16 protein-coding genes and 1 tRNA gene are annotated in these 16757 nt (G+C 65.4%); 10 read left to right on the top strand and 7 right to left on the bottom strand.

Going from position 1 to position 16757, the window contains the following annotated elements; translation table 11 throughout:
- Positions 1-139: 139 nt before the first annotated feature.
- Both ABIC78_RS12700 and ABIC78_RS12695 read left to right on the top strand, forming a co-directional pair.
- Positions 140-712: a helix-turn-helix domain-containing protein gene (locus ABIC78_RS12700; RefSeq protein ID WP_022676005.1), complete on the top strand. Its 573-nt coding sequence runs from the start codon at positions 140-142 to the stop codon at positions 710-712.
- Between the two features lie 98 nt (positions 713-810).
- On the top strand, positions 811-2007 hold the full coding sequence (locus tag ABIC78_RS12695; RefSeq protein ID WP_171799011.1) for a glycosyltransferase: 1197 nt from the start codon (positions 811-813) through the stop codon (positions 2005-2007).
- A 142-nt stretch (positions 2008-2149) separates the two neighbouring features.
- Here the strand turns inward: ABIC78_RS12695 and secF are convergent, their stop codons facing one another.
- The 3 genes from secF to yajC form a co-directional block, all read right to left on the bottom strand.
- Entirely contained in the window at positions 2150-3127 is a 978-nt protein-coding gene (secF, locus tag ABIC78_RS12690) for a protein translocase subunit SecF (RefSeq protein ID WP_168351246.1), read from the bottom strand.
- A gap of 17 nt (positions 3128-3144) precedes the next feature.
- A complete protein-coding gene (gene secD / locus ABIC78_RS12685) occupies positions 3145-4743 on the bottom strand; it encodes a protein translocase subunit SecD (protein ID WP_022675250.1) in 1599 nt (532 codons plus the stop codon).
- 77 nt (positions 4744-4820) lie between these two features.
- Positions 4821-5144, bottom strand: coding sequence for a preprotein translocase subunit YajC (gene yajC / locus ABIC78_RS12680; protein WP_022675251.1), 324 nt, complete (start codon positions 5142-5144; stop codon positions 4821-4823).
- Positions 5145-5414: 270 nt separating this feature from the next.
- On the opposite strand from yajC, the gene ABIC78_RS12675 reads away from it, so the two are divergent.
- From ABIC78_RS12675 to accC, 6 genes are all read left to right on the top strand, one after another.
- A tRNA-Pro gene (locus tag ABIC78_RS12675) sits at positions 5415-5491 on the top strand.
- A gap of 311 nt (positions 5492-5802) precedes the next feature.
- Positions 5803-7152, top strand: coding sequence for an aldehyde dehydrogenase family protein (locus tag ABIC78_RS12670; protein ID WP_354490035.1), 1350 nt, complete (start codon positions 5803-5805; stop codon positions 7150-7152).
- A gap of 102 nt (positions 7153-7254) precedes the next feature.
- The gene (locus tag ABIC78_RS12665; RefSeq protein ID WP_354490033.1) at positions 7255-7653 is read left to right on the top strand and encodes a hypothetical protein; all 399 of its coding nucleotides are present in this window, start codon (positions 7255-7257) and stop codon (positions 7651-7653) included.
- Positions 7654-7747: 94 nt separating this feature from the next.
- Positions 7748-8206 (top strand): type II 3-dehydroquinate dehydratase, encoded by a 459-nt coding sequence (gene aroQ / locus ABIC78_RS12660; protein WP_022675254.1) that lies wholly within the window; start codon positions 7748-7750, stop codon positions 8204-8206.
- Between the two features lie 119 nt (positions 8207-8325).
- Positions 8326-8820, top strand: a complete 495-nt coding sequence (gene accB, locus ABIC78_RS12655; RefSeq protein WP_054130953.1) for an acetyl-CoA carboxylase biotin carboxyl carrier protein — start codon at positions 8326-8328, stop codon at positions 8818-8820.
- Positions 8821-8833: 13 nt separating this feature from the next.
- A complete protein-coding gene (accC, locus tag ABIC78_RS12650; protein WP_022675256.1) occupies positions 8834-10186 on the top strand; it encodes an acetyl-CoA carboxylase biotin carboxylase subunit in 1353 nt (450 codons plus the stop codon).
- A gap of 96 nt (positions 10187-10282) precedes the next feature.
- On the opposite strand, the gene ABIC78_RS12645 is transcribed toward accC, so the two are convergent.
- From ABIC78_RS12645 to rsmI, 4 genes are all read right to left on the bottom strand, one after another.
- The gene (locus tag ABIC78_RS12645) at positions 10283-10912 is read right to left on the bottom strand and encodes a DedA family protein (RefSeq protein WP_168351247.1); all 630 of its coding nucleotides are present in this window, start codon (positions 10910-10912) and stop codon (positions 10283-10285) included.
- A gap of 43 nt (positions 10913-10955) precedes the next feature.
- A complete protein-coding gene (gshB, locus tag ABIC78_RS12640) occupies positions 10956-11906 on the bottom strand; it encodes a glutathione synthase (RefSeq protein WP_022675258.1) in 951 nt (316 codons plus the stop codon).
- A gap of 200 nt (positions 11907-12106) precedes the next feature.
- Positions 12107-12457 carry a YraN family protein gene (locus ABIC78_RS12635; protein WP_171794541.1) on the bottom strand — a complete coding sequence of 117 codons (351 nt, stop codon included), beginning with the start codon at positions 12455-12457 and terminating at the stop codon, positions 12107-12109.
- Positions 12454-13296, bottom strand: coding sequence for a 16S rRNA (cytidine(1402)-2'-O)-methyltransferase (gene rsmI, locus ABIC78_RS12630; protein ID WP_354490029.1), 843 nt, complete (start codon positions 13294-13296; stop codon positions 12454-12456). The genes ABIC78_RS12635 and rsmI overlap by 4 nt, the downstream gene beginning before the upstream one ends.
- Positions 13297-13410: 114 nt before the next feature.
- Here rsmI and ABIC78_RS12625 point away from each other — a divergent pair, with 114 nt between their 5' ends.
- Positions 13411-14541: a penicillin-binding protein activator gene (locus ABIC78_RS12625; protein WP_502915677.1), complete on the top strand. Its 1131-nt coding sequence runs from the start codon at positions 13411-13413 to the stop codon at positions 14539-14541.
- A 69-nt stretch (positions 14542-14610) separates the two neighbouring features.
- Entirely contained in the window at positions 14611-16635 is a 2025-nt protein-coding gene (locus ABIC78_RS12620; RefSeq protein WP_354490025.1) for a DNA topoisomerase IV subunit B, read from the top strand.
- The last annotated feature ends 122 nt before the right edge of the window (positions 16636-16757 follow it).

The raw sequence follows: 16757 nt of genomic DNA, 5'->3' as shown, positions 1-16757 counted from the left end.
TACGGCGATCGACCAAATCACGATATGAATCGACCAACGCCGGTTCTCGTGATCAATTGTGCAAGGATGCTTGCCCTGCCGTCCAAATTACGGGTAAGAAAGCATAACACCTCACGCCTGTAGATGTGGACCATCCCCGATGATCAACAGAATTCGCGAAATTCGCAGGCAAAAGGGGCTTACGCTGGCCGACGTTGCCGCGCGCTGTAATCCCGCCACTACGGCGCAAACGATCGGCCGCCTGGAAACCGGCACCCGATCGCTTTCACTCAAGTGGATGAACCGGATCGGTGCCGCCCTGGGCATCGATCCCGAACTGCTCGTGCGCGCGGGAGACGACGCGCAGGCGCATGTCGTGGCGCGCCTCACCCCGGTGGGCGCCGAACCGGTGCCAACCCCGATCCTGGCGCAATTGCCCGACACGCTGCTGGGGCGAGAGGGGCTGATGGCGCTCTCTGTGGAAGCCAGCGCGGGTGATTGGCGTGCGGGTGACCAGGTATGGCTGCGCCGGCTCGACGCCGCCGAGATCGGCCGTGGTCTCAACCGCGATGTGCTTGCGCCGCGGCCCGGCGGGCGCTTTGCCTTTGGCCGGATGATCGACCATCGCGATGGCCGCGTGGCGTTGCTGCCGCCCGGGCCCGGCCAACGGCAACTGGTGATCGATCGCCCGGCGTGGATTGCCGTGGCCGAAGTTCTGGTTCGCCCACTCTGACGCCAAACCGCCGCAATATCCGGCTCTCCAGGCCCTTTGTGTCCATTCCGGTACGCTTGCCCTCGCACACGCAGCATTTTCGCGCTACGCCCTGAGCCATGACGTTGCGCCTGCTCAGCTTGTCCACGCTCTATCCTGCCTCGCTTCGGCCCGGTTTTGGCCGGTTCGTGGCGCGGCAGATGGAAGCGCTGGCCGCGCGGCCCGATTGGGACGTGACGGTGATCAATCCGATCGGCCTGCCCCCCCTGCCCGGCGCACTGATGCCGCGTATCTATCGCCCGTTGTTGGAAATTCCGCCGATGGAACGGCGCAGCGGCGTGCCGGTGCATCATCCGCGGTTTCGCCTGCTGCCGGGTCTTTCCGGCCGCCTGAACCCGGCGCTGATCGTGCGTGCGGTGCTGCCGCTGGCGCGGCGGCTTCATGCCGAGCAGCCGTTCGACATGGTGGACGCGCAGTTCTTCTATCCCGATGGCCCCGCCGCCGCGCGGATCGCTGATGCGCTGGGCCTGCCCTATGCCATCAAGGCGCGCGGATCAGACATTCACGTATGGGGACATCGGCCAGAGGCGCTGCGCCAGATGACCGCCGCGGCCCAGGGCGCCGGGGCGCTGCTCAGCGTGTCACAGGCGCTGGCTGACGACATGGCCGATCTGGGCCTGCCCGAACGCGCCATCACCGTGCACTATACCGGGCTTGATCATGGCCGTTTCCACCCCCGCCCCCGCGCCGCGTCGCGCGCAATCCTGGCCGAACGCTTTCACATTCCCGCCGATGGCCCGCTGGTCGCCTGCGTCGGCGCGCTGATCGCGATCAAGGGCCAGGCCCTGGCGATCAAGGCCCTGGCCGAACCCGGCATGGAAGGGGTGAGCCTGGCCCTGGCCGGCACCGGCCCGGACGAGGCGGCGCTGCGCGCGTTGGCCCGCCAGCTGGACGTGGCGCATCGCGTGCATTTCATGGGCGCACTGGGGCACGATTTCATGCCGGTGCTGATGGCCGGCGCCAGCGCGATGGTGCTGCCGTCCGAACGCGAAGGCCTGGCCAATGTGTGGATCGAGGCGCTGGCCTGCGGCACGCCGCTGGTGATACCCGATATCGGCGGCGCGCGCGAAGTGCTGATGGCGCCGGCCGCCGGGCGGATCGCCGCCCGCGAGCCTGCCGCGATTGCCCGCGCGCTGGCGGCCCTCATTTCCCAGCCCAGCGCGCCCGAAGCGGTTGCGGCCTGCGCCGCGCGGTTCAGTTGGGAAAACAACGCCGCAATGCTGGCTGATGTTTACGGCAAGGTTGTCGCGGGCTGAGCGCGCCACTTGCGCCTAGGTTGTGGCTCCCACCACCCCCCGACCCCTTCTCTAAAGAGGATGGGGAGTAAGACATAAAAAAGCCCCCTCCTCTTCAGAGGAGGGGGTTGGGGGTGGTGTAAAGCCTTGAGCTACCTTGAAATCAGGCGCCTTCGCGCGCGAGGCGCTCCTGCTTTTCCAGCGCGGTTTCGGTGGGCACGAAGCTCTTGGGATTGACCTTGAGCCAGATCAGGATGGGCGCGGCCATGTAGATCGAGCTGTAGGTACCCACGAAAATGCCCAGGGTGATGGCGGCGGTAAAGCCGAAGATCACTTCCGGCCCGAAGGCGAGCAGCGCCACCAGCGTGATCAGCATCGACAGCGACGTGACGATGGTGCGTGCCAGCGTTTCGTTGACCGACAGATCGAGCAGTTCGGGCAACGGCATCTTACGATACTTCTTGAGGTTTTCGCGCACGCGATCGTAGACCACGATCGTATCGTTGAGCGAATAGCCAATCAGCGTGAGCAGTGCCGCCACGATGTTGAGGTCGAACTCCATCTGGGTTAGCGCGAACATGCCCAGCGTCAGCGTGACGTCGTGCACCAGGCTGAACAGGGCGCCGACGCCGAACTGCCATTCGAAGCGCATCCAGATATAGGCGGCCACGGCCAGCGCGGCGAGGCCGAGCGCCTTGAACGCGTCCCATTTGAGTTCGCCGGACACCTTGCCCGAAACCGAATCGATGCCGTCGATCCGCGCATCGGCGTGGTGGCTCTTGATATCGGCCGTGATGGTGCGCGCCATCTTGTCAGACTGCGCGGCATCATGCTCCGAACCCTCGGGCAGCTTCATGCGGATCGAGATTTCGTTGGGCTTGCCATAGCGCTGGATGATCGGCTCACCATAGCCGAGCTTGGCCACTTCACTGCGCAGGTCGGCCACCGGCGCCTCGGCGCTGCGCTCGAACGTCACGCGGATCATCTGGCCGCCGACGAAATCGACGCCCAGATTCAGGCCCTTGGTGAACACCAGGCCAAGCGAGGCGGCCATGAGCAGCAGGCTGCCCAGGTAGAACGGCACGCGCCACTTGAGGAAGTGGACGTTGGTATTGTCGGGAACGAGCTTCAAAAGTTTCATGGGTTATCGCTCCCCTGTCACAGCTTGAGATCGGCAGGGCGGGCGCGGCGCAGCCATTGCGCCACCCACATGCGGGTGAGCCACATCGAGGTGTAGACCGAGGTGGCAATGCCGATCATCAGCACCACGGCAAAGCCCTTGACCGGGCCGGAGCCAAAGCTGGCCATCAGTACGGCCGCAATCACGTTGGTGACGTTGGCATCGAAGATGGCGCGGCTGGCTTCCTTGTAGCCGGTTTCGACCGCCGCCACGACGCGGCGGCCGCGATGGCGTTCTTCGCGGATACGCTCGTTGATCAAGACGTTGGCGTCGACCGCCGCGCCGATGGTGAGCACGAAGCCGGCAATGCCTGGCAGCGTCAGCGTGGCGCCAATCGTGGCCATGACCCCCAGGATCATCAGCATGTTCATGACCAGCGCAAGGCAGGCATAGACCCCGAAGCGGCCATAGGTGGCGATGATGAATACCACCAGGGCCAGCGTGCCGACCGCCATGGCGATCACGCCCTTGCGGATCGAATCGGCGCCAAGGTCAGGACCGACCGTGCGTTCTTCCACGACCTTGAGATCGACCGGCAGGGCGCCAGAGCGCAGCGAGATTGCCAGCTGACCCGCGCTTTCAGCGGTGAAGTGGCCGGAAATCTGCGCGCTGCCGCCCAGGATCGGTTCGTTGATGTTGGGTGCCGACAGCACCTTGCCATCGAGAATGATGGCAAAGGGCTTGCCCACGTTCTGCGTGGTCAACTTGGCGAACTTGGCGCCGCCTTCGGTGTTGAACGTGATATTCACCACCGGTTCGTTGGTCTGCGGGTTGTTGCCGGCCTGCGCGTTGGTCAGTTCGTCGCCGCGAATGCCGCCCAGGCGCTTGACCGCGATCGGCACGCCCTGCTTGGGATCGGCAAACGGCAGGATCTGGCTGCCGGCCGGGGCAATGCCGCGCGCCAGGTCAGACGGCAGCGCGCTTTGATCGACCAGCTTGAATTCCAGCTTGGCAGTCTGGCCCAGCAGGCTCTTGAGCTGCTGCGGGTCCTGCAGGCCCGGCACCTGGACCACGATGCGCTGCGCACCCTGGCGCAGGATCGTCGGTTCCTTGGTACCCAGGCCGTCGATGCGCTTGCGCACCACTTCCACGGCGGTGTCCATCGCCTGGCTCACGGCCTGGTCGATGCCTTCCTGCGTGGGGGTGAGAACGAAGCGGTTGCCGTCCACCACCTGGATGTTCCAGTCGCGCTGGCCGGTCAGGCCCGCGCCCGACGTCAGTGGCAGGATCGCCTCGCGAACGGCGTCCACCTTGGTGACATCGTCAACCAGGAAGGTCAGGCTGCCGTTGTTGTTGCTGATGTCGCTGATGCGGATGGTGGCATCGGTCGTCTTCAGCTTGTTGCGGACGGATTCCTCCATGCCTTCCAACCGCTGCTCGCGCACTTGCGATGGATCGGCCTCGAGCAGGATGTGGCTGCCACCGGCCAGGTCCAGGCCCAGGTTGATCGTGGGCGAAGGCAGGGCCGAGGGCCAGGCAAGGCCGGAGACCGTAAACAGCGAAGGCAATGATGCCAGGGCGACCAGAATGGTCACCCCCCATAGCATCAGTACCTTCCAGCGCGGAAAATCGAGCATGATCGGGCTTTCAGAAATCTATCGGGCCAGAAATCTATGTGGTCGGACCAACGAGATCGGCCAGGGTCCGGTAACGGTCAGTCGTTGGCGGGCTTGTCGCCGGGCTGCACGATCTCACCCAGGGTGGAGCGCACGGCCTTGACGCGCACGCCAGGGGCCAGTTCCAGATCGACATAGGCATCGTCGATCCGCACGATCTTGCCGAGCAGGCCGCCGGCGGTGATCACGGAATCGCCCTTCTGCAAGGCGGCCAGGCGCTGCTGGTGTTCCTTCTGGCGCTTCATCTGCGGACGCAGGATGAGGAAATAGAAGATCACGGCCATGGCCACCAGCGGCAGGAACTGGAGGTAGGCGGGCGGCGAAGCCGCATTTGCGGCGGCGGCGGAGAGAAGGCTGAGCATGACAGAACCGTTCGTGGGATCGGAGACAAGGGTTTACAACCCCCGGCGGGGCACGTGTGGCCGCACCTTCCCCCGATTGTTGCAATTGGCCGCGGCTGCTAGCAGTTTGGGAAAGGCAAGGCAATGAAGCGCCATCGGCGCGCCTTTCGCACCCCGATCGCCGTGCCCTGAGCGCATCACAATCCACAGGCATTTCCCGGCCGGCGCAAAAAGATGCCGCGCAAGGGGCTTGCCATCCCGAAACGTTCCGCTTAGAGGCGCCCCACCGGTCGGGACGTAGCGCAGCCTGGTAGCGCATCACACTGGGGGTGTGGGGGTCGGAGGTTCGAATCCTCTCGTCCCGACCAATTTTTCACTGACATAATCGATATCCTACCCCTCTGGGGGCTCCCCGAAATTGCGCGCAAGCGGCGCTGGCGGGATAGATCGACGTGCCAGAAAATCCTCTCCCGATATGCGTTGCTGACCGCCCCGATCCCTTGGCGGGCCTGGCTGAGTCGTGCGACCGTCCGTGACCAACCCCGATATTGATGCCAGCGCGCCACTGCCACATCGGCAGGCCGGTAACCCGCGCCCACCCCTTCGGACATCGTTGCCAGCGGTCCCTGCACTAGTTAGTGTATCTAACGAACAAAACACTGAGCAGGATGCCATAGCCATGACGACGACCGCCCCGACCGCCGCCGACCTTGCCGACGACATCCGTCGCGTCTTTGCCCTGCAACAGGCGCATCAGTGGGAGGCCAAGGCATCGAGTGCAGAAGTGCGCAAGGCCAAGCTGGCACGGCTGAAGGCGGCGGTGGAAGCCCATGCCGACGCCATTATTGCCGCCGTGCTGGAAGACACGCGCAAGCCGGTGGGCGAGATCCGCGTCACCGAGGTGCTCAACGTGACTGGCAATATCCAGCGCAATATCGACAATCTCGATGCCTGGATGGCGCCCACCGAGGTGACGCCGTCGCTCAATCCGGCCGATCGCGCACAGATCATCTACGAAGCACGGGGTGTCTGCCTCGTCCTCGGGCCGTGGAACTTTCCGCTCGGCCTGGCACTCGGGCCAGTGGCGGCAGCGATTGCGGCGGGCAACACCTGCATCGTCAAGCTGACCGACCTGTGCCCGGCGACCGCCCGCGTTGCGGCGACGATCATTCGCGAGGCGTTCGACGAGAAGGATGTCGCGCTGTTCGAAGGCGACGTTTCGGTGGCCACGGCGCTGCTCGACCTGCCGTTTTCACATATCTTCTTCACCGGCAGCCCGCGCGTGGGCAAGATCGTCATGGCGGCGGCGGCAAAGCATCTGACCACGGTCACGCTCGAACTGGGCGGCAAGTCGCCGGTGATCGTCGATGATGGCGCCGACATCGGCAAGGTTGCAGCGCAGCTGGCCGCCGCCAAGCAGTTCAACGGCGGGCAGGCCTGCATCAGCCCCGACTATGTCTTCGTCAAGGAAGCGCAGAAAGCCGCGCTGGTCGAAGGCTTTGCTGCCAGCGTCCGCGCCAATCTCTATGGCGACGATGGCCAGTTGAAAAAGGATGGCATTGCCCAGGTCGTCAACCAGGCCAATTTCGATCGCGTGAAAGGCATGTTTGATGATGCCGTGGCCAAGGGCGCCACGGTGGCCGTGGGCGGCACGTTCGAGGCCGAAGACCTGACCATCCACCCAACCATGCTCACCGGCGTGACGCCGCAAATGACCATCCTGCAGGACGAGATCTTTGCGCCGGTCATCCCGGTGATGACCTATGAATCGCTCGACCAGGCGATCGGCTATATCGAGGCGCGCGACAAGCCGCTGGCATTGTATGTGTACAGCCCCGACGAGACCGTCGTCGAGACGGTGCTGGCCCGCACCTCGTCTGGCGGCGTCACCGTCAACGGTGTGTTCTCGCACTATCTGGAAAACAACCTGCCGTTTGGCGGCGTGAACACCAGCGGCATGGGCAGCTACCACGGCTATTTCGGCTTCAAGTGCTTCAGCCACGAACGCGCGGTCTATCGCCACCAGTAAGCCGGAGGAGTGACAGGTTGCGGCGTCATGGTGGTTAGCTTGCGGTAACCTTTGGCTGCTAGGCTCGGGTTCAAGATGCCCAACCTGTCCAGATCCTTGCGCATGCACCTGCCCCGTCTTTCGCTCATGGCGCTGGCCGTGGGCAGCCTGGCCCTGGCCGGTTGCGAAAGCGAGCGTGACCGCAAGATGGAAGAGCGCATTGCCGCGGCCGAGGCCAAGGCCGCTGCCGCGGAAAAGCGCGCGGCGGCGGCAGAGGCCGCGGCTGGATCGACGTCACCCGTCACGACTGGCACCGTGAGCGACGATAGCGACAGCCAGGAAGCAACCTCGGAAGACCAGCCGCCGGTGGAAGGTGACGTCGATCAGCAGCAGCAAAGCGACAACCAGCCATCGGCCGATTTCCAGCCCGACAACGAAGGGCCGCAACTGGTGATCCAGCCGCCGCCACCGGTCGGCGTGCCTGGCCCGGTCGACGTGGGCAGTCCGCCAGTCGCGTCCTGATCGGCTGCCTCTTGCAGCCAAGGCACAGCTCTTGCACCAACGCAGCAGGGCGCTATCACCCGCGCACCGTTCCCGGCAGGAGTTTAGCCCGACCATGACCGATACCGCCGCCCCTGCCACCGCGCCCGTGGTGTTCGTGCTCAACGGCCCGAACCTCAACCTTTTGGGCATGCGCGAGCCGGCCATCTATGGCCACGACACGCTCGACGATATTGCCGGCCGCCTGGAAGACCGCGCCCAGGACCTGGGCCTGACGGTGGACGTGCGCCAATCGAATCACGAAGGCCACCTGATCGACTGGCTGCACGAGGCCCAGGCCGTGGGCGCGCGCGCGGTGCTGCTCAACGCCGGTGCCTATACCCACACCAGCGTGGCGCTGCACGATGCGATCAAGGGCATCGTCACCCCGGTGATCGAAGTGCACCTTTCCAATCCGCACAAGCGCGAGGAATTTCGCCACAAGAGCTATGTCGGCATGGCGGCCAAGGCCACTGTCGCCGGGTTCGGGGCGGCGAGCTATATCGTCGCGCTGGATGCGGTTTTGCATCTTTAACCGCGCTTAGGCCCGGTTTTTCCCCGAAGGGTGGGCGATTTCGCCCGCCTTTCCCCTTGCCAGCGCGCCGCCGTGCGGGCATGGCGCTGCGCCAGACTTTCCCACCTGTGAGGTTAACAATGGGCCACGACACCGGCGACAAGCCCGCCGCAACCATGGCAATCGACAGCGCGCTTGTGCGCGAACTGGCCGAACTGCTGGCCGACACCGGGCTTTCCGAAATCGAAGTGGAAGACGGTGCCCGCAAGATCCGCGTGGCGCGCACGCTGACGGCCGCCCCGGTGGCACACATGGTGGCAGCGCCTGCTGCTGCCGTGGCCGCGCCGGCCGCTGCAGCCCCTGCCCCTGCGGCAGACGCCGCTCCCGCCGCCGCCGATCTGGCCGGCGCGGTGAAATCGCCGATGGTCGGCACCTGCTATCTCACCCCCGAGCCGGGCGCGCCCGCGTTCATCGCGGTGGGCCAGGCGGTAAAGGCCGGTGACACGCTGCTGATCGTAGAAGCGATGAAGGTGATGAACCCGATCACCGCGCCGGCCACCGGCACGATCAAGGCGATCCTGGTCGAAAACGCGCAGCCGGTCGAATATGACCAGCCGCTCGTGGTCATCGGCTAAGGACATAGAAAAGATGGCCATCAAGCGCCTGCTGATCGCCAATCGCGGCGAAATCGCGCTGCGCATCCATCGCGCTGCGCACGAAATGGGCATCGAAACGGTGGCGGTGCATTCCACCGCCGACGCCGATGCCATGCACGTGCGCCTGGCAGACCATGCCGTGTGTATCGGGCCGCCCGCCGCCAAGGACAGCTATCTCAACATCGCCGCGATCATTTCGGCGGCCGAGATCACCCAGGCCGACGCGATCCACCCCGGCTATGGCTTCCTGTCGGAAAACGCGCGCTTTGCCGAAATCGTCGAAGCGCACGACATTACCTGGATCGGCCCCAAGCCCGAGCACATCCGCACGATGGGCGACAAGGTGGAAGCCAAGCGCACCGCCGGCGCGCTGGGTCTGCCGCTGGTGCCCGGTTCTGACGGCGCGATTTCCGATGTGGAAGAAGCCCGGAAGATCGCCGAGGAAATCGGCTATCCGGTGATCATCAAGGCCGCTTCGGGCGGCGGCGGGCGCGGCATGAAGGTGTGCAACAGCCCGGATGACCTCGCCACGCTGATGCAGCAGGCTGGTTCTGAAGCCAAGGCTGCGTTCGGCGATGCCACGGTGTACCTCGAAAAGTATCTGGGCAATCCGCGCCACATCGAATTCCAGATCTTTGGCGACGGCAATGGCAAGGCCATCCACCTGGGCGAGCGCGACTGCTCGTTGCAGCGCCGCCACCAGAAGGTGCTGGAAGAAGCCCCCTCGCCGGTCATCTCGTCTGACGAGCGCGCCCGCATGGGTGGCGTTGTGGCCAAGGCGATGGCCGACATGGGCTATCGCGGCGCCGGCACGATCGAGTTCCTGTGGGAAAACGGCGAGTTCTATTTCATCGAAATGAACACCCGCCTGCAGGTGGAACATCCGGTGACCGAAGCGATCACCGGCGTCGACCTGGTGCGCGAGCAGATCCGCATTGCCGATGGCAAGCCGCTGTCGGTGACGCAGGACGAGATCGAGTTCAAGGGCCACGCGATCGAGTGCCGCATCAACGCCGAAGATCCCTTTACGTTCGCGCCCTCGCCGGGCCTGGTGAAGAGCTATCACGCGGCCGGTGGCATGCATGTGCGCGTCGATAGCGGGCTCTATGCCGGCTACAAGATCCCGCCCTATTACGATTCGATGATCGCCAAGCTGATCGTCTATGGCCGTACCCGCGAAGGCTGCATCATGCGCCTCAAGCGCGCGCTGGAGGAAATGGTGATCGACGGGGTCAAGACCTCGATCCCGCTGCACCAGCGGCTGCTGGAAGATCCGACGGTTCTCGATGGCGGCTATTCGATCAAGTATCTTGAGGAATGGCTGGCCCAGGGCGGCGGCAAGTAACACGAAAAGGTCGCATCGCAAGAAGCGGCCTTTTTTGTTGCTTGGACAAGCGGGACCCCGGATCAAGTCCGGGGTGACGACGACAATAGATTTACGTCACCCCGGACTTGATCCGGGGTCCCGCTGAACTTCCCGCGGCTTCCACGTGGCAACGCGCCAGAGATAGGCGCCGACCAGCACGGCTGTGAGCCCGAGCGAGGCCGGCCCGGTATAGGCGGCCACCTTTTCGTAGTGCTGCCCCAGGTGCCAGCCGGCCCAGACCAGCAACGCATTCCAGATTGCCGCGCCGGCAAAGGTAAAGACCAGAAAGCGCGCGTGGCCCATGGCGGCGAGGCCGGCCGGCAGCGAGATCATCGTCCGCATCGCCGGCGAAAACCGCATCACGAAGACCACCCATTGCCCGTGGCGGCGAAAGAACGCGACGAGGCGGCGCATCGCCGGCCAATCGAGCGTGAGCACGCGGCCATAGCGCGCGACGAACGGCCGCAGTCGCTGATAGCCAAGATGGCGGCCAAGCAGGAACCAGGCATAATTGCCCAGCGTGGAGCCGACCGTGCCGAAGATCATCAGCGGCACCACATCCATGCGCCCTTGGGCCACGGCAATGCCGCCCAGCCCCATGATCACCTCGGAAGGGATGGGCGGAAAGATGTTTTCCAGCGCCATCAGGAACGCGATGCCCCAATAGCCGCCGTCGGCAATAAGCTGCAAAATCCAGTCGTTCATGGTCGGAACAACGCGCGGAGCCGCAAACGGCCCCGCGCAAAAATCAAATCCGCCGTTCGATCGCGTCCCAGATCATGCCGCCGGTATCGCTGCCGTTGAACCGGTCGATCGCGACGATGCCGGTGGGCGAGGTGACATTGATTTCGGTGAGCCACTTGCCGCCGATCACGTCGATGCCCACGAAGATCAGGCCGCGCTTTTTCAGCTCGGGACCCATGGCTTCGCAGATTTCCTGCTCGCGCGCCGTCAGCGTGGCGGCTTCGGCATAGCCGCCCACGGCCAGGTTGGAGCGGAACTCGCCCTCGCCCGGCTTGCGGTTGATCGCGCCGGCCACTTCGCCGTCTACCAGCACAATGCGCTTGTCGCCCTCGGCCACTTCGGGAAGGAAGGGCTGGACCATGAACGGTTCGGGCCAGACCTGGCCGAACAGTTCGGCCAGCGCCGACAGGTTGCCGCCATCGGCATCGATCTTGAACACCGCCTTGCCGCCGTTGCCATGCAGCGGCTTGACCACCACGGCGCGGTCACCGTGCTTGTGCTGGAACGCGCGCACGTCGAGCGCCGAACGCGTGATCAGCGTGGGCGGCATGAAGCGCGCATAGTCGAGGACATAGACCTTTTCGGGCGCATTGCGGACCGAGCGGGGATCGTTGACCACCAGGGTTTCGCCCTCCAGCCGCTCCAGCAGGTGCGTGGCGGTGATATAGCCCAGGTCAAACGGCGGGTCCTGCCGCATCAGCACGACATCGACATCGCGGCCCAGATCGATCTTGCGCGTCTCACCCAGGTGATAGTGATCGCCTTCGACGTGCTGCACGGTGACTGGCGCCGCATCGGCCGTTACCCGGCCCGCTTCCCAGGCCAGGCTGGTGACGTGGTAATACCACAGTTCATGCCCGCGCGCCTGGGCGGACAGCATCAGGGCAAAGGTCGAATCGCCACCGATCTTGATCGAATGGAGAGGGTCCATCTGGACCGCAACGCGCAGGGTCAAGGCAGTGCTCCGAATGATATCCGTGGTCTTGCGGGTGGCCCGTTTAAAGGCGAATTGGCAGCAGCGCGACCAAAAAGGAGCCGCAACCGCATCAGGAAAAATCAACCATGCTTGCCGCCCGGCTCATTACCCCGTTTCTGTGCTTCATTGCCTGCGCGGTGGTGCTGATCGACGTGCCGGGCCTGGTACACGCCTGATGGTCATGGCTGCCAGGCGTTGACGATGCGGCGCGGCCAGCGGCCCGGCGCAATCAGGATCACATCGATGCGCACATCATCGCCTGGTCCGGCATAGCGCGACGCCAGTGCCTGCGCCGCACGGGCAACCCGCGCCAGGCGGCGGGCGTCGATCGCGGTATCGAGCGCGGCCGCGCTGGCCCGCCATTTCACCTCGACAAAGGCTACGGTGCGGCCCCGCCGCGCGACCAGGTCCACCTCGCCCACGCCGATCTTCACCCGCCGCGCCAGCACGCGCCAGCCGGTGAGCATCAGGTAGAGCCCGGCCAGCCATTCGCCGCGACGGCCCTGTGCCTCCGCCCGGGCGCGGTTCACGGCGCCTCTTTCAAAGCCATGGCACGGGCATAAAGCGCCTTGCGATCAAGGCCGTGCGCCTTGGCCACCTGCCCGGCCGCCTGCGAGGGCGACAGGTGCTCCAGCGCGGCGCGCAGCAGTGTGTCGACGTCATCGCCCGCTGGCGCAGCAGGCGCGGGCGGTGGGCCGGCCAGCAGCACGATCTCACCCTTGGGCGGATGGGCAGAGTAGTGCGCGATCAGTTCTTCGGGCGTGCCGCTGCGGCATTCCTCGTGCAGCTTGGTCAATTCGCGCGCGACGGCCAGTTCGCGCCCCGGCAGATGCTGTTCCATCGCCGTGAGCGAGGCAACCAGACGCGGCCCGGTTTCATAGAACACCAGCGTGGCCGGCGTTGCGGCCAGTTCGGCCAGCACATCGCCGCGCGCCTTGTCCTTGGACGGCAGGAAACCGGCAAACATGAAGCGGTCGGTCGGCAGGCCTGCCAGCGTCAGCGCCACGATCATCGCGCTCGGCCCCGGCAGGCTGGTGACGGCAAGGCCCAGTTCACGTGCCTCGCGCACCAGGCGATAGCCGGGGTCGGAAATCAGCGGCGTGCCGGCGTCAGATACCAGCACGACCGACTTTTCGGCCATTTCACCGAGCAGCCGCTCGCGCACATCGGCCGAGGCGTGGTCATCATAGCGGCGCATGGCCTTGCGGATTCCCAGATGATTGAGCAACTTGCCCGTGACGCGGGTATCTTCGCAGGCTATGACGTCACACCGGGCGAGGATGTCGGCGGCACGGGCGGTGATATCGCCAAGATTGCCGATGGGCGTGGCCACGATATAGAGCCCGGGCGCAAGGGGTGGTGTATCCATTCCTTTTCCATGGACCGGCCTTACGGGAGCGGCAAGCAGATGATGATGGGCAAGAGCGGCAACAACGGCATTGCGGACGGCAGCAGGGCGCCTTCCGGCTTGAGCCGCCGCCGCATGGGCCAGTGGCTGGCGCTGTCGCTGCCGGCGGCGCTGCTGGCCGGCTGTTCGGTCATTCCCAAGCCCGGAACGCCGGGCACCCCGCCCCCGCCGCGCGAAACCGCGCCGCAGGAAAATGTGCTGCCGAGCGATGCCGGCCGCCACCGCGTGGCGCTGCTGGTGCCGCTGACCGGCCCCAACGCCGCGGTGGGCCAGGCGATTGCCAATGCCACCACGATGGCCCTGCTCGATACCAATGCGCAGTCCCTGCGCATCACCACCTATGATACCGGCGCTGGTGCTGCCGCAGCGGCCAGTAAGGCCGTGCTCGATGGCAACCGCCTGATCCTGGGCCCGCTGACCTCGGAAGATGTCAGCGCCGTGGCCGGTGTTGCCCGCCCGGCCAAGGTGCCGATGATCACCTATTCCAACGACAGCGCGGTAGCCGATCGCGATGTTTTCGTGCTGGGCCAGGTGCCCGGTCAATCGATCGCCCGGGTTGTCGGCTACGCGCACAGCCAGGGCATCCGGACCGTGGGCGCGATCGTGCCGAGCGGCACTTACGGCCAGCGGGTGAGCATCGCGCTGACCGATGCCGCGCGGATGCAGGGCATTCGCCTGACCGCCATCGAAACCTATGACCGCAGCAACACCTCGGCCGCGAGCGCGGTGCGCCGGGTGAAGGCGCGCGGGCCGATCGATGCGCTGCTAATCGGTGATGGCGCGCGCATCGCGGTGCAGGCCGCACCGTTTGCCAAGGGCACCCGCCTGCTCGGCACCGAATTGTGGAAGGGTGATCCGACGCTCGCCCGCACCCCGGCGATGAAGGGCGCGTGGTTTGCCGCGATTTCCGATGATCGCCTGCCGCGCTTCGAGCAGTCCTACCGTCAGCGGTTCGGCACGGCGCCCGCCCGCATCGCCACGCTGGGCTATGATTCGGTGCTGCTCACGCTCAACATCGCGCGCAATTGGAAGCCGGGCACGCTGTTTCCCACAGCGAGGCTCTATGCCCCGGACGGCTTCATCGGCACCGATGGCGTTTTCCGCTTCAATGCCAATGGCGTGGCCGAGCGCGCGCTGGAAGTGCGCGAGGTTTCGGGCGGAACCGTGGTGACCGTGTCGCGCGCCCCGGAAAAGTTCACGAACTAGGCGATTCCATCGGATAAGGGGGCCTGCACGGCTTGCGCGGTAATTCGCGCGTGTTCTATAGCCGTTCTCATGGCGACAGACGATTCCGGCTCCCTGTTCGACAAGCTGCCCCAGGGCAGCCCGCAAGAAAGCTATGATGGCTCTGCCATCGAGGTGCTCGAAGGGCTGGAACCGGTGCGCCGCCGCCCCGGCATGTATATCGGCGGGACGGACGAGCGCGCCCTGCACCATCTGGTTGCCGAAGTGCTCGACAACGCGATGGACGAAGCCGTCGCGGGCCATGCCAACCGCATCGAGGTTTTCCTGGAAGCTGCCGATGGCGCCGCTGGCAAGGTGACGATCACCGACAACGGGCGCGGCATCCCGGTTGACGAGCATCCCAAATATCCCGGCAAGTCTGCGCTGGAGGTGATCCTCACCACGCTGCATTCGGGCGGCAAGTTTTCGGGCAAGGCCTATGCCACCTCGGGCGGTCTCCACGGCGTGGGGATTTCGGTGGTCAACGCGCTGTCCACCCTCACCCGGGTGGAAGTGGCGCGAAACAAGGAACTCTATGCGCAAGAGTTTTCCTGCGGCCTGGCCAAGGGCCCGCTGGCCCGCGTCGGCAATGCGCCCAACCGGCGCGGCACGGCCGTCACCTTCATTCCCGATGCCACGATCTTTGGCGCCGATGCCAAGTTCAAGCCGGCGCGCCTGTTCCGCCTGGTCCGGTCCAAGGCCTACCTGTTTGCCGGGGTGGAAATCCGCTGGAAGTGCGATCCCGCGCTGATTGCCGACGATACCCCGGCCGAGGCGGTGTTCCAGTTCCCCGGGGGCCTGGCCGATCACCTGGCCGAACAGGTCAAGGGCCGCGAATGCGTGACGGCCCTGCCCTTTGCCGGGCGGCAGGACTTTCCCGCCGGGCTCGATGGGCAGGAAATGGGCCGCGTGGAATGGGCGATCGCCTGGCCGCTGTGGTCTGACGGGGCCTATTCCTGGTACTGCAACACCATTCCCACGCCCGATGGCGGCACCCATGAACAGGGCCTGCGCGCGGCGCTGACGCGCGGCATTCGCGCCTTTGGCGAACTGGTTGGCCAGAAAAAGGCCAAGGACATCACGCCCGAAGACATGATCACCGGCAGCGAGATCATGCTGTCGGTGTTCATCCGCGATCCCCAGTTCCAGAGCCAGACCAAGGACCGCCTCACCTCGCCCGAAGCCGCGCGACTGGTGGAAGCGGCCGTGCGCGACCATTTCGACCACTTCCTGACCGACAACATGGACCGCGGCCGCGCACTGCTCGGCGCGGTGATGGAGCGGATGGATGATCGCCTGCGCCGCAAGGCGGAGCGCGAGGTGAAGCGCAAGACCGCCACCAACGCACGCAAGCTGCGCCTGCCCGGCAAGCTGACCGATTGTTCGGGCGAAGGCAGCGGCGAAACCGAACTGTTCATCGTCGAAGGCGATTCGGCTGGCGGCAGTGCCAAGCAGGCGCGTGACCGCAAGACGCAGGCGATCCTGCCCATCCGCGGCAAGATCCTCAACGTAGCCAGCGCCACGGCCGACAAGATCCGCGCCAACCAGGAAATCGCCGATCTGTGCCTGGCGCTCGGCTGCGGCACGCGCAAGGACTGCAACCCCGACGCGCTGCGCTATGACCGCGTGATCATCATGACCGATGCCGACGTCGACGGCGCGCATATCGCCACGCTGCTGATGACCTATTTCTTCCAGGAAATGCCCGAGATCGTGAAGCGCGGGCACCTCTACCTGGCGCAGCCGCCGCTCTATCGCCTGACCGCCGGCACGGTTTCGGCCTATGCCCGCGACGACGCGCACCGCGCCGAACTGGAAGCGACCAAGTTCAAAGGCAAGAAGGTGGACGTGGGCCGGTTCAAGGGCCTGGGCGAAATGAACCCCGGCCAGTTGCGCGAAACCACCATGGCGCCGGCCAGCCGCAGCCTGCTGCGCATCACCCTGCCACCCGAATATGAAGGCCGCGCGGCAGTGAAAGACCTGGTCGACCGCCTGATGGGCCGCAACCCCGAACACCGCTTCATGTTCATCCAGAACCGCGCCGGCGATCTGGACCGCGACCTGATCGACGCCTGAGGCTTGGCGCGGCTGTCCGGACTAGGCGCTTTCGCTTAGCCCGGCATTGAAAGGCACCTAAGCAGACTGTGGCATTTCATCTGTTCGAGAACCGGCGGCCTGCGCTGCCGGCTGGCCAGGTG

This window comes from Novosphingobium sp. 1529 (genome assembly GCF_040544855.1).
Lineage (GTDB): Bacteria > Pseudomonadota > Alphaproteobacteria > Sphingomonadales > Sphingomonadaceae > Novosphingobium > Novosphingobium capsulatum.
Note: the sequence above shows the minus strand (reverse complement) of the source record. Positions and strands in the feature narration are given on the sequence as shown.